The 12,725-nt window shown below is 43.5% G+C and carries 12 protein-coding genes; 8 read left to right on the top strand and 4 right to left on the bottom strand.

The features are described from left to right. Positions 1–2: 2 nt before the first annotated feature. A complete protein-coding gene (gene frdA / locus QZ106_RS02340) occupies positions 3–1,805 on the bottom strand; it encodes a fumarate reductase (quinol) flavoprotein subunit (protein ID WP_209364416.1) in 1,803 nt (600 codons plus the stop codon). A gap of 324 nt (positions 1,806–2,129) precedes the next feature. Here frdA and epmA point away from each other — a divergent pair, with 324 nt between their 5' ends. The 8 genes from epmA (at position 2,130) to QZ106_RS02380 (ending at position 9,744) form a co-directional block, all read left to right on the top strand. Then, positions 2,130–3,101, top strand: coding sequence for an elongation factor P--(R)-beta-lysine ligase (gene epmA / locus QZ106_RS02345; protein WP_295973741.1), 972 nt, complete (start codon positions 2,130–2,132; stop codon positions 3,099–3,101). Positions 3,102–3,271: 170 nt separating this feature from the next. After that, the gene (locus QZ106_RS02350; protein ID WP_209364414.1) at positions 3,272–4,426 is read left to right on the top strand and encodes a bifunctional tRNA (adenosine(37)-C2)-methyltransferase TrmG/ribosomal RNA large subunit methyltransferase RlmN; all 1,155 of its coding nucleotides are present in this window, start codon (positions 3,272–3,274) and stop codon (positions 4,424–4,426) included. 25 nt (positions 4,427–4,451) lie between these two features. Continuing rightward, positions 4,452–5,006, top strand: a complete 555-nt coding sequence (gene pilW, locus QZ106_RS02355) for a type IV pilus biogenesis/stability protein PilW (RefSeq protein WP_295973744.1) — start codon at positions 4,452–4,454, stop codon at positions 5,004–5,006. A gap of 216 nt (positions 5,007–5,222) precedes the next feature. Beyond that, complete coding sequence (locus tag QZ106_RS02360; protein ID WP_295973746.1) at positions 5,223–6,200, top strand: RodZ family helix-turn-helix domain-containing protein; 978 nt, start codon at positions 5,223–5,225, stop codon at positions 6,198–6,200. 10 nt (positions 6,201–6,210) lie between these two features. Further along, positions 6,211–7,314, top strand: coding sequence for a flavodoxin-dependent (E)-4-hydroxy-3-methylbut-2-enyl-diphosphate synthase (gene ispG / locus QZ106_RS02365; RefSeq protein WP_021615982.1), 1,104 nt, complete (start codon positions 6,211–6,213; stop codon positions 7,312–7,314). Positions 7,315–7,339: 25 nt separating this feature from the next. Next, the gene (gene hisS, locus QZ106_RS02370; protein ID WP_295973750.1) at positions 7,340–8,617 is read left to right on the top strand and encodes a histidine--tRNA ligase; all 1,278 of its coding nucleotides are present in this window, start codon (positions 7,340–7,342) and stop codon (positions 8,615–8,617) included. A 9-nt stretch (positions 8,618–8,626) separates the two neighbouring features. After that, entirely contained in the window at positions 8,627–9,241 is a 615-nt protein-coding gene (locus QZ106_RS02375) for a YfgM family protein (RefSeq protein WP_295973753.1), read from the top strand. A gap of 50 nt (positions 9,242–9,291) precedes the next feature. Further along, positions 9,292–9,744, top strand: coding sequence for an isoprenylcysteine carboxylmethyltransferase family protein (locus QZ106_RS02380; protein WP_295973755.1), 453 nt, complete (start codon positions 9,292–9,294; stop codon positions 9,742–9,744). Between the two features lie 6 nt (positions 9,745–9,750). Here QZ106_RS02380 and hda read toward each other — a convergent pair whose 3' ends face one another. From hda to upp, 3 genes are all read right to left on the bottom strand, one after another. Continuing rightward, positions 9,751–10,455 (bottom strand): DnaA inactivator Hda, encoded by a 705-nt coding sequence (gene hda, locus QZ106_RS02385; protein ID WP_295973757.1) that lies wholly within the window; start codon positions 10,453–10,455, stop codon positions 9,751–9,753. Between the two features lie 114 nt (positions 10,456–10,569). Beyond that, a complete protein-coding gene (locus QZ106_RS02390; protein ID WP_295973758.1) occupies positions 10,570–11,814 on the bottom strand; it encodes an NCS2 family protein in 1,245 nt (414 codons plus the stop codon). 131 nt (positions 11,815–11,945) lie between these two features. Further along, positions 11,946–12,572: a uracil phosphoribosyltransferase gene (gene upp, locus QZ106_RS02395; protein ID WP_006719274.1), complete on the bottom strand. Its 627-nt coding sequence runs from the start codon at positions 12,570–12,572 to the stop codon at positions 11,946–11,948. Between the last annotated feature and the right edge of the window lie 153 nt (positions 12,573–12,725).

Raw genomic sequence — 12,725 nt, forward strand, 5'->3', positions numbered from 1 at the left:
AATTACTCCTTACCCGCTTGTTCTTTTGCCTTCGCGGCGGCTTCTGCTGCTTCTGCTTCTGCACCATAAACACGTTTTGCCGGTTGTGATTTAGTGATTTTCACTGGGCTGTATTCAATGCGTGGTGCACCGTTTTCGTTATAGAACGCCAATGTATGTTTCAAGTAGTTCACATCATCACGCTCAGTGTAATCCAAACGTTGGTGCGCACCACGAGACTCTTTACGTTCAATCGCAGAGTTCGCAATAGATTGTGCCACATCTAAAATGTACCCCAATTCAACGGTGTATAATAAGTTGGTATTAAATACGCTGGAACGGTCGGAAACATGAATACGTTTATAACGTTCTTTGAGTTCGGCAATTTTATCAACGGCTTGTTGCATACTTTCTTGCGTACGATAGATGCCGCAGCCTTCTTCCATGGCTTGACCCATTTCATCACGAATTTCAGACCAAGATTCCGTGCCTTCTTGAGCGAATAAGTCATTTAAGCGTTTAACGACATCTTGCGCTTGTGCATCAATCGCATTTTGGTTGCCTGATTTGGCTTCGACGGCACGTTGCGCCGCATATTCACCGGCAACGCGACCTAACACCACTAATTCGGCTAAGGAGTTAGAACCTAAACGGTTCGCACCATGTAAACCGGAAGAAGCACATTCACCTACGGCAAATAAGCCTTTAATTCGGGTTTCGCTGTTGAAGTCCACTTCGATACCGCCCATGGTGTAGTGTACGACCGGACGCACAGGAATTGGCGCTTTCACCGGATCCACACCTTCATAGGCTTTCGCGAGTTCGCAAATGAATGGTAAACGTTCATGTAAATATTGTTCACCGAGATGACGTAAATCCAAATGCACCACATCCACACCTTTGGCAGTTTTTAAGGTATTGCCTTTGCGCCATTCTTGCCAGAACGCTTGGGATACTTTATCGCGCGGGCCTAATTCCATGTATTTGTTTTGTGGTTTACCGATTGGCGTTTCCGGTCCCAAACCGTAGTCTTGTAAATAGCGATAGCCGTCTTTATTGACTAAAATACCACCCTCACCACGACAACCTTCGGTCATTAAAATACCGGTATTCGGCAAGCCGGTTGGGTGATATTGCACGAATTCCATGTCGCGCAATGGCACACCATGGCGATACGCCATTGATAAACCGTCTCCGGTTACAATGCCCCCATTCGTATTGAAACGGAAAGCGCGGCAACCACCACCTGTGGCGATCACAACAGCATTAGCATTAATTTGAACTAAAGAACCTTCCATCATGTTCATGGCAACCATACCGCGAGCATGACCATCATCCACTAAAATATCAAGAACGAAGTGTTCATCGAAACGTACAATTTGCGGGTATTGAATAGAAGTTTGGAAGAGCGTATGCAATAAGTGGAAACCGGTTTTATCGGCAGCGAACCAAGTCCGTTCGATTTTCATGCCACCGAAACGGCGTACGTTTACGTCACCATCAGCCTTACGACTCCAAGGACATCCCCAACGTTCAAGCTGGGTCATTTCTACCGGTGAGTGCTCCACGAAATATTCGACAACGTCTTGTTCACAAAGCCAGTCACCACCTGCGACGGTGTCCTGAAAGTGTTTGTCATAAGAGTCTTCCTCTTTAATGACCGCCGCTGCCCCCCCTTCTGCCGCAACCGTGTGGCTACGCATTGGATAAACTTTTGAGACTAACGCAATTTTAAGGTTGGGATTAGCTTGCGCTGCAGCAATCGCCGCCCGTAAACCACCGCCACCGGCGCCAACAATGGCGATATCAACATTCACAGTTTGCACGATATTCCTCCAAGTAAAGAAATGACAATAATAAAAACACCAAATAGCTCTTTGGCGCTGTTAGGGTAAGGTCATTTTGCCATTATTTTTTATGATGAAAATCTTTTTTCTCAACTTTGTTACAATTTTGTGATCCACCTCAAAAAAGTTAACGCACGACGCGAATTGTTCATCTTTTGTCTTTAAAATAACAAGTAATTAACAAAGATTTAACTAAAGACCAATAAAAGTGCGGTGAAAAAAGGATTCGTTTATGCATTTTGATTCACTTGCTTTAAAATGCGCAATCACGCTTTCGCAATTATCTTTAATAAAGGGATACCGATGTTTGAACAAACTCAATGGCAACCTAGCGCCTCCATTAAAAATTTGCTAACTCGCGCAAAATTAATTGAAGAAATTCGCCGATTTTTTACCGATCGTGGTTTATTGGAAGTGGAAACGCCGGTGTTGAGCGAATTTGGGGTGACCGATGTGCATCTCGCCACCTTCAGTACAGAATTTATTTCACCGTTTGGTGAGCAGTCAAAAACTCTGTGGCTTTCCACCAGCCCGGAATATCACATGAAACGCTTGCTGGCGGCAGGCAGCGGTCCGATATTTCAAATCGGCAAAGTGTTCCGCAATGAAGAGGCGGGCAATCGACACAACCCTGAATTTACCATGCTGGAATGGTATCGACCGCACTTTGATATGTATCGCTTAATTAATGAGGTGGATGATTTATTACAACAAATTTTGGAATGTCCGCCGGCAGAAAGCATGAGTTATCAATTTGCTTTCCAACAATATGTTGGCTTGGATCCGTTATCAGCTGATCTCTCCGAATTGGTGGAAAAAGCCCAAAAATACCAGTTAATGGGCGCAGAAAATGAAAGTCGCGACACCTTGCTGCAATTTTTATTTAGTGCAGTCGTAGAGCCGCAAATTGGGCAGGAAGCGCCTGTCGTGGTGTATCATTTTCCGGCAAGTCAGGCGGCTTTAGCGCAAATCAGTTCGGAAGATTTGCGCGTGGCAGAACGCTTTGAGTTTTACTATAAAGGATTGGAACTTGCTAACGGTTTCCACGAATTGTCTGACGCGCGTGAACAATTAAGACGCTTTCAGCAAGATAATCTGCAACGAGAAAAAATGGGGTTACCTGTGCGCGCCATTGATACGCGCTTATTATCCGCCTTGCAGGCAGGCATTCCGAATTGTTCCGGTGTTGCATTAGGTGTGGATCGCTTACTGATGATTGCCATGGGCGCAGAACACATTAAAGAGGTGATCTCTTTTGCCATTGATAATGCCTAGCTTGATCATGCGTAAAAGTGCGGTCATTTTTCTGAGCGTTTATATGGCGCATACAAAATCGCTAGATTAATGAAACCGAAATCAGTACAATCGCACCCTTATTTTTTCTATTGTTTAAAATATAACCAAGAAATTTCGGTATCCGCCGTAATGTGTAATAACGAGGCTCCATGTCAGAACAAACAGTATCAGTGCAAGCTGTTGCCGAACCGGCAAAAAAAGTCAATTTAATGAATTTAACTCGTGCGCAGATGCGTGAATTTTTTGCCGAATTAGGTGAAAAACCGTTCCGTGCCGATCAGTTGGTGAAATGGATTTACCATTTTGGTGAAGACAATTTCGACAATATGACCAATTTAAACAAAAAGTTACGGGAAAAATTAAAGTCCGTGGCAGAAATTAAAGCCCCAGAAGTGGCAGTGGAACAGCGTTCTGCCGATGGCACCATTAAATGGGCGATGCAGGTCGGCGATCAGCAAGTGGAAACCGTGTACATTCCGGAAGCAGATCGCGCCACGTTATGCGTTTCTTCACAGGTTGGTTGCGCATTGGCTTGTACTTTTTGTTCTACCGCGCAACAAGGCTTCAACCGTAATTTAACGGTGTCGGAAATTATTGGGCAAGTGTGGCGCGCATCGAAAATCATCGGCAATTTTGGGGTGACAGGCGTTCGTCCGATTACCAATGTGGTGATGATGGGCATGGGTGAACCGTTGCTGAATGTAGCGAATGTAGTGCCGGCGATGGAAATTATGTTGGACGATTTTGCCTACGGTTTATCCAAACGTCGCGTGACATTATCCACGTCCGGTGTTGTGCCGGCGCTTGATAATTTAAGCAAAATGATCGATGTGGCGTTGGCGATTTCCTTGCATGCACCAAACGATGAATTGCGTGATGAAATCGTGCCACTAAACAAAAAATACAATATCAAAACCTTGATTGATTCGGTGAATCGCTATTTAAGCGTTTCCAACGCCAACCATGGCAAAGTGACCATCGAATATGTCATGTTGGATCATGTGAATGATCACGTGGAACACGCCCATCAATTAGCCGAAGTGTTAAAAAATACGCCATGTAAAATCAATTTGATTCCATGGAATCCGTTCCCGGAAGCCCCTTATGCGAAAAGCTCCAACACGCGTATTGACCGTTTCCAGAAAACCTTGATGGAATATGGTTTAACGGTGATTGTGCGCAAAACCCGTGGCGATGACATTGATGCCGCCTGCGGGCAATTAGCCGGCGATGTCATTGACCGCACCAAACGTACTGCACAGAAAAAACGTTTTGGCGAGGCGATTGCCGTTCAAGTTCAATGAGTTGATAAGTAAGAGAGGAAAAATTATGCGCCCTATTCAGTTTATCTTTTACCGTTTTGCGATCTTTATTTTTCCTTTTTTACTTTCTGCCTGCGTCAGCCATTCCGATACATCCGATTTTGATAAACAAGCGGCGGCAAAAGCCCGTGTAGAACTGGCATTAGGTTATTTACAACAACAAAACGGCAGCCAAGCGAAATTAAATTTAGATAAAGCCCTTTCTTATGCCCCAAAATACTCTTTGGTACACGCTGCGTTAGCCTATTTTTATCAACAACAAGGGGACGTGGAACACGCTAAACAAGCGTATTTAACAGCCATTAAATTGGATGATACACAAGGGGATGTCTTAAATAATTTCGGTGCGTTTTTGTGTGCGCAAGGAGAATATCAGGCGGCCTATAAACAATTCACACAGGCATTAAATAGCCCGCAGTATTATCACCAAGCCGACACTTACGAAAACTTGGCACTCTGCGCCTTATCCGCGAAAGATCAGAAAATTTACCAAGAAAATCTGACCGCACTTGAGAAGATCGCACCAGAACGTGCAAAGAAATTCGCTCAATTCACAAAATAGCCTGATAAATTACCGAAAAAGTGCGGTGAAATTTTCCCCTGTTTTTGTTACTTGTTCATTTGTCTCTTTTCAAGCGTATTTTCTGCCTTCATTTTTTCGCCCAAAATGCTTAACAAATTCTCTCGTGGTGCAGAATCACGCTATATAACAGTTGCAAAAGACGCCTGACAACCTTAAACTTTACCCGTTAAATTTTAGTAAAAAAACCTTTCGTTTATGAACACACAAGAATGCCAAACCGATTCACCTGAAATAACACTCGGTGATCAATTTCGTATCGCGCGAGAAGCATTACACCTTTCTTTGGAAGAGGTCGCCGAAGCTATCGCATTACGCCCATCAATCTTAAAAAGTCTTGAAGAAAATCAATTTGTGAATGCAGCCATTCCGGCGACATTCATGCGAGGTTATGTGCGAAACTATGCTAAATTTTTACGCATTCCGGAATCTGAATGGACAAATTTAGTACATTTTGGTCATGACCAAGAAAATGATTTAGGCAAAAATGCGAGAGCGACACATGCTGTCAATCAATACACATCACATCATCGTTGGGTCGGTTATTTAACTGCGTTGGTGGTGCTTGTCGTGATCGGCATGACAGGAATGTGGTGGTGGGAAAATCATCAGCATGCCAATGAAGAGCGCGATAATTTAGTCAACGCCTACACCCAAACCATGGCAACCACTTCAACGCCTGCTGCAGTATCCAATGACAAACCGCAAGATGCTACCGGTGTTATTACCGCAACAAGTTCTACTGCGGATAGCCCAGCAATAAGCGCCCCAGCAACGCCATCGGCGAATGAATCTGTTCGACCAGTGCCAACCAATGCATTACAAGCGGAAATGGATAAGATCACCGGCACCAAACCGGCACCGACTGCAGAGACAACCACGGCGCAGCAACCGCAACAACAAAGTGCGGTAGAAAATTCAAGTGTTTCTGCAGCTGCAACAAAAGATGCCTTATTCATTGAAGTTCTCGGCAATTGCTGGATCAGTGTGAAAGACAAGAACCGAAAAGTGTTAGTGCAAAAAGAATATAAGCAAGGCGATGTCCTCAATTTCAGCGAAGGTGAACCTTATTCTTTGATTATCGGTGCGCCGGCAAATGTGAAAATTACATATAAAGGCGAAGCTTTCCCGTTAACAGTAGATGGGCGTGTCGCAAAATTTAAATTACCTCAATAATGGGCGAACAATGTTAGAAAAGCCAAAAATTCAGCGTAGAGAATCCACGAAAATTTATGTAGGAAATGTACCCATCGGTGGTGATGCACCGATTGCGGTGCAGTCTATGACCAACACAAGAACGACCGATGTTGAAGCCACGGTCGCGCAAATCAAATCGTTAGAGCGCGTGGGTGCCGATATTGTACGGGTGTCCGTGCCAACCATGGAAGCCGCGGAAGCGTTCAAATTAATTAAACAGCAAGTGAGCGTGCCATTGGTCGCTGATATTCATTTTGATTATCGCATTGCGCTGAAAGTCGCTGAATATGGTGTGGACTGCTTGCGTATCAATCCGGGTAATATCGGACGTGAAGATCGTATTCGCGCCGTAGTGGATTGCGCGAAAGATAAAAATATCCCCATTCGTATTGGGGTGAATGCCGGCTCACTGGAAAAAGACATTCAGGAAAAATACGGTGAACCGACGCCACAGGCATTGTTGGAATCGGCATTGCGCCATGTTGAAATTTTAGATCGTTTGAACTTCGATCAATTTAAAGTGAGCGTTAAAGCCTCCGATGTGTATTTGGCGGTGGAATCCTATCGTTTACTAGCGAAAGCCATTAAACAGCCCTTGCATTTAGGCATTACTGAAGCCGGTGGTGCGCGTGCCGGTGCAGTGAAATCTGCCATCGGATTAGGGATGTTATTGGCTGAAGGGATCGGTGACACGTTGCGGGTGTCTTTAGCTGCGGATCCTGTAGAAGAAATCAAAGTGGGCTTTGATATTTTAAAATCACTCCGTATTCGTTCTCGTGGCATTAACTTTATTGCTTGCCCAACCTGCTCCCGTCAAGAATTTGATGTAATTGGCACCGTGAATGCTCTCGAACAACGTTTAGAAGATATTATTACGCCGATGGATGTGTCAATTATCGGCTGTGTTGTCAATGGTCCGGGGGAAGCGTTGGTGTCTGATTTAGGTGTCACCGGCGGCAACAAGAAAAGCGGCTATTATCTTGACGGTGAGCGTCAGAAAGAACGTTTTGATAACGATGATTTGATTAATCAATTAGAAGCAAAAATCCGCGCCCGTGTTGCGCAGCAAGATCCTAAAAATCGTATTCTTTAATTTTTAATAAACACAGGAAGTTATTGTGGCAAAAACTATTCAGGCAATTCGTGGTATGAACGATTGCTTACCAACAGAAACCCCGCTATGGCAATGGGTTGAGAATAAAGTGCGGTCGGTTTTAAGTGCGTATGGTTACGCTGAAATTCGTATGCCAATTGTAGAAAGCACGCCGTTATTCGCTCGCGCTATCGGTGAAGTCACCGATGTGGTAGAAAAAGAAATGTTTACGTTCGATGACCGTGATGAAGAAAGTTTGACTTTGCGTCCGGAAGGCACGGCAGGTTGTGTTCGCGCCGGTATCGAGCACGGTTTGTTGTACAACCAAGAACAACGTTTATGGTATATGGGACCAATGTTCCGTTATGAGCGTCCGCAAAAAGGTCGTTACCGTCAGTTCCATCAGGTCGGCGTGGAGATTTTCGGGATTCCTAATCCGGAAATTGATGCAGAGCTTATCGCCTTAACCGCCCGTTTATGGAAGGATTTAGGCATTTTTGAGCATGTTACGCTTCAACTTAACTCTATCGGTTCATTAGAGGCGCGTAAAAATTATCGTCAAGCCTTAGTCGATTTTTTACAAAATCACATTGATATTTTAGATGAGGACAGCAAACGTCGTTTAACCACCAATCCGTTACGGATTTTGGACAGTAAAGATCAACGTGTTCAAGAGGTGTTAAATGATGCACCGAAATTACATGATTATCTTGACGATGATTCCCGCGAACATTTTGCGCAATTATGCGCTTTGCTGGATAGTTTAGGCATTCAGTACGAAATCAATCAAAAATTGGTGCGCGGCTTAGATTATTACAATAAAACGGTGTTTGAGTGGGTGACATCCGCTTTAGGCGCACAAGGTACCGTCTGTGGCGGTGGTCGTTACGATGGGTTGGTTGAACAGCTAGGCGGTCATGCCACAAGTGGCGTTGGCTTTGCTATGGGCTTGGAGCGTTTGGTCCTGTTAGTACAGGAAGTGAATACACAGATTACCTTGCCAAGTGCGGTGGATATTTACATCGTTTATCAAGGCGAAGGCACTACCGTGGCAGCCTTTAATTTGGCGGAAAAACTTCGTTCAGAATTACCGCACTTACGTACGCTTTTACACTGCAGTGGCGGGAATTTCAAAAAACAATTTAAACGAGCCGATAAAAGTGGTGCGAAGTTAGCCTTAGTCATCGGCGAAGATGAAGTGAAAAACCAACAAGTAGTAGTAAAAAACTTGTTGCAACACAGCGAACAAGCGGTTGTGGCATTAACCGACATCATCAATCACATTCAAAACACATTCAAATAAGGAAAAAACATGGCGTATACCATTGAAGAAGAACAAGAACTCAGTGCGATTAAGGCGTGGTGGCAAGAAAACTATAAGTTTATTATTGCTTGTTTTGTGATTGCCTGTGTTGGCGTATTCGGCTGGAACTATTGGCAATCTTATCAGCTACAAAAAATCCACAATATTTCTGCTGAATACGAGCAAGTGTTGTTTAACTATAAAAAAGATCCACAAGCACAAGAAGCGCAATTTGCTCAATTCATTAAAAATAATGAGAAAACTGCCTACGCGGTGTTAGCCTTGTTAGATAAAGCAAAAATTGCTGTTGAAAAACAAGATTTTACGCAGGCTGAAGACGCGTTAAAACAAGCGGTGGCGCAATCAACGGATGACATTTTATCTTCTGTGAGTACATTACGTTTGGCTGCGGTGCAATTCCAGCTTGGGCAGTTTGATCCGGCGTTAGAAAGTTTGAAATTAGTGAAAGATCAGGCTTGGAATGGTGCTAAAAATATCTTAGTTGGCGATATTCAGTTGGCAAAAGGAGATAAGGAGGCTGCGAAAAGCGCTTATCAACAAGCTCAACAAAATGCCACTCCGTTAGAGCTACAACTCATTCAAGTGCGGTTAAATAATTTATAGTTTTTAAGGCTTGGGAAAACCAAGCCTTTCTTTTAACAATGAGGAATATCATGGCGAATAATCAACGCAAAATCCCTATTCCACCCCCATTAATTTTTGTCTTCTGTGCTTTGCTAATGAAAATGCTCCCACCTGTTTGGCAATTTCCATCTTCATTGTGGTTAGTGATTGTACTTGGCGGAATGGGTTGCGTGATCGGCATGGCGAGCGTCTTACAATTTTTATTCGCTAAAACCACGATTGATCCACTAAAAATCGAAAAAACCTCACAATTAGTGACGAATGGAATTTATCAATACAGTCGTAATCCAATGTATTTAGGCTTAGCCTTTGTTTTATTGGCGTGGAATGCTTACCTTGGCTCGTTGTCAGCCATATTAGGTGTGATGCTATTTGTGTGGTATATCACCGAATTTCAAATTAAGCGGGAAGAGGAAAATTTACGAAATATTTTTGGTGATGCATTTATGGCGTACTGCCAACGTACCCGCAGATGGTTGTAACAGCAATTATAAAGATAAAATTTCTTTAACGAAGGGAATTGTTAGTTTACGTTGCGCCTGTAATGAGGCCTGATCGAGTTTTTCTAACGCATTAAACAAGGTTTTCATATCCCGTTCTAAACGTTTGAAGAGAAAATTAGCTGTTTCGTCAGGTAATTCAATACCGCGTTGATGTGCCGCCAGTTGTAATACCGTTATTTTTTGTTGATCATTTAACGGCATTAATTGATACACCTCTCCCCATGTGAGACGAGACGCCAAATCCGGTAAATAGACCGATAAATTGGTCGGAGATTGATCCGCGCCGATCACTAAAAGCGTTTTTCCGGTTTCTCGGATTCGATTGATTAAATCGAAAATGGCCAGCTCCCAATCCGGATTTCCTATCACCTCTTGTAAATCATCCAAACACACTAATTCTTGTTGCTCTAGATTTTCCAGTACTGCCGGAGAGAAATATTGTGCTTTATTCAAAGGCACGTATAAGGCAGAGCGTTGATGCGTTAAGTAATGATGACAAATGGCTTTTAATAGATGGCTTTTCCCGCAACCACGCTGACCCCAAAGATAGAAAAAAGGTTGGCTGAGATGGGAAAAGTTTTTTTGTAGGGAGCTGAGCAGAAGCTGATTGTTTTCCGCGTAGAAATTTTCCAGGGTGTCATTATCAAATTGATGAATGGGGAGAGGAAGTTGGAAATATGGCTCGCTCAAATCAAATACCGAAAATGCTGAAATAAAGTGCGGTAAGAATAAACGAAATTTTTAAAATTAGAAAGTCATTAGCGGATATTTTTCCTTTCCGCTAATGACTGTTACATATGCGTTTTATGCAGCTTCGTTTTTTGCTTTAGGTAATACCAAGTTCAAAATGATGGCAACCACAGCGCAAAGGCTGATTCCTTTTAAGGACACGCCGCCGACATCAACGAACATGTTACCGATACCAAATGTCATGACCACAGCAATGATGCAAAGGTTACGTGCCTCGGTGACATCGACTTTGGCACGGATTAAGGTGCTCATGCCAACAACGGCAATGGAACCGAATACCAACATCATGATACCGCCCATCACGATGGTTGGGATGGTAGATAAAAAGGCACCGACTTTTCCACAGAAGGAAATCGCAATTGCCCAGACCGCCGCCCAAGTCATGATATTGGGATTGAAATTACGGGTGAGCATGACCGCACCGGTCACTTCTGCATAGGTTGTATTTGGTGGACCGCCTAATAAGGAAGCGGCACTGGTTGCAATACCATCACCCAATAAAGTGCGATGTAAGCCCGGTTTTTTGATGAAGTCTTTGCCAGTGACGGAACTAATCGCCATAATGCCGCCTACGTGCTCCACGGCAGGTGCAATGGCAATTGGCAGTAAATATAAAATGGCTTCCAATTTAAATTCAGGTGTGGTGATGTTTGGCAAACTAAACCAAGGCGCATCTAAAACCGGTTGGAAATTAATGAGCCCCATGAAAAGGCACAGAACATAACCGACGGTGATACCGAACATAATTGGGATAAGTTTCATTAACCCTTTGGAGAATACAGCCACACACAAGGTGGTGATTAAGGTGACCATGGACACCAAAACAGCATCATTGTATTGATAAGCGCTATTTTTACCGAGTGCCATATCAACGGCGACCGGCGCTAAGCCCATACCGATGATAATAATCACGGGGCCGACAACCACCGGAGGGAAAATGCGTTCCAATGCTGCTGCACCACGTAATTTAACTAAAGCACTCAGTGCCAAATAAACCAAGCCAGCACAGGCTAAGCCGCCCATGGTGACAGGAATCCCCCAGGTAGCAACACCGTATTGGATCGGCGCAATAAAAGCAAAAGAAGATGCCAAGAAGATTGGGACTTGTTTTCCGGTGCAAAGTTGGAATAATAAAGTACCGATACCGGCGGTAAGCAAGGCAGTATTAGCATCTAATCCGGTAATTAACGGCACTAAAACCAATGCACCAAAGGCGACGAATAGCATTTGTAAACCCACAAATGCTTGTTTAACGGAACTCTGTTGCTCCGTAATTGGAGCTTGTGTTGTATGTGTCATGTAAGTTTCAACTCTCTGTCTGAATTAACTTAAAAAGTGCGGTCATTTTTCGAAATGTTTTCGTTTCTTTTGGCCGCAAAAAGGCGGATAAAAATCCGCCTAACCTATCAATAAATTTTTCGGTTTCAGGATTATTTGGTACCGAAAATTTTATCGCCTGCATCACCTAAACCCGGAATGATATAACCGTTTTCGTTTAAGTGATCATCAATTGCCGCGGTGTATAATTCGATGTCCGGATGCGCTTTTTCTAATGCAGCAAGACCTTCCGGTGCGGCAACTAATACTAAAACTTTAATGTGTTTACACCCTTTTTGTTTGAGCAAATCGATGGTTGCAATCATGGAACCACCGGTTGCTAGCATCGGGTCAACAACGATAGCTAAACGTTCATCTAAATCGCTGGCTAATTTTTGGAAATAAGGTACCGGCTCAAGGGTTTCTTCATTACGGTACATACCGACAACGCTGATACGCGCACTTGGAACATGCTCTAACACACCGTCCATCATGCCAAGGCCTGCACGTAGAATCGGTACAACAGTGACTTTTTTACCTTTGATTTGGTCAATCTCAACCGGACCGCACCAACCGTCAATAATGACTTTTTCCGTTTCTAAATCGGATGTCGCTTCATAAGTTAATAGACTGCCGACTTCTGTTGCCAATTCACGGAATTTTTTCGTGTTAATTTCCGCTGCGCGCATTAAACCCAATTTGTGTTTCACCAATGGATGTTTGACTTCGACTAATTTCATTTTTTATCTCCTTCATGTTAAACGGCTCACCGCGAAAAGAATCGCGATGAATACATTAAAGCATACAGTTTCTTAAATTTAGCTCAAAAATAATGCCTATGAAATCATAGGCATTACGCTTGATTATTGCTCTTGGTTAATAAATGCGTCGTT

Source organism: uncultured Aggregatibacter sp., from assembly GCF_901873365.1.
GTDB lineage: Bacteria > Pseudomonadota > Gammaproteobacteria > Enterobacterales > Pasteurellaceae > Aggregatibacter.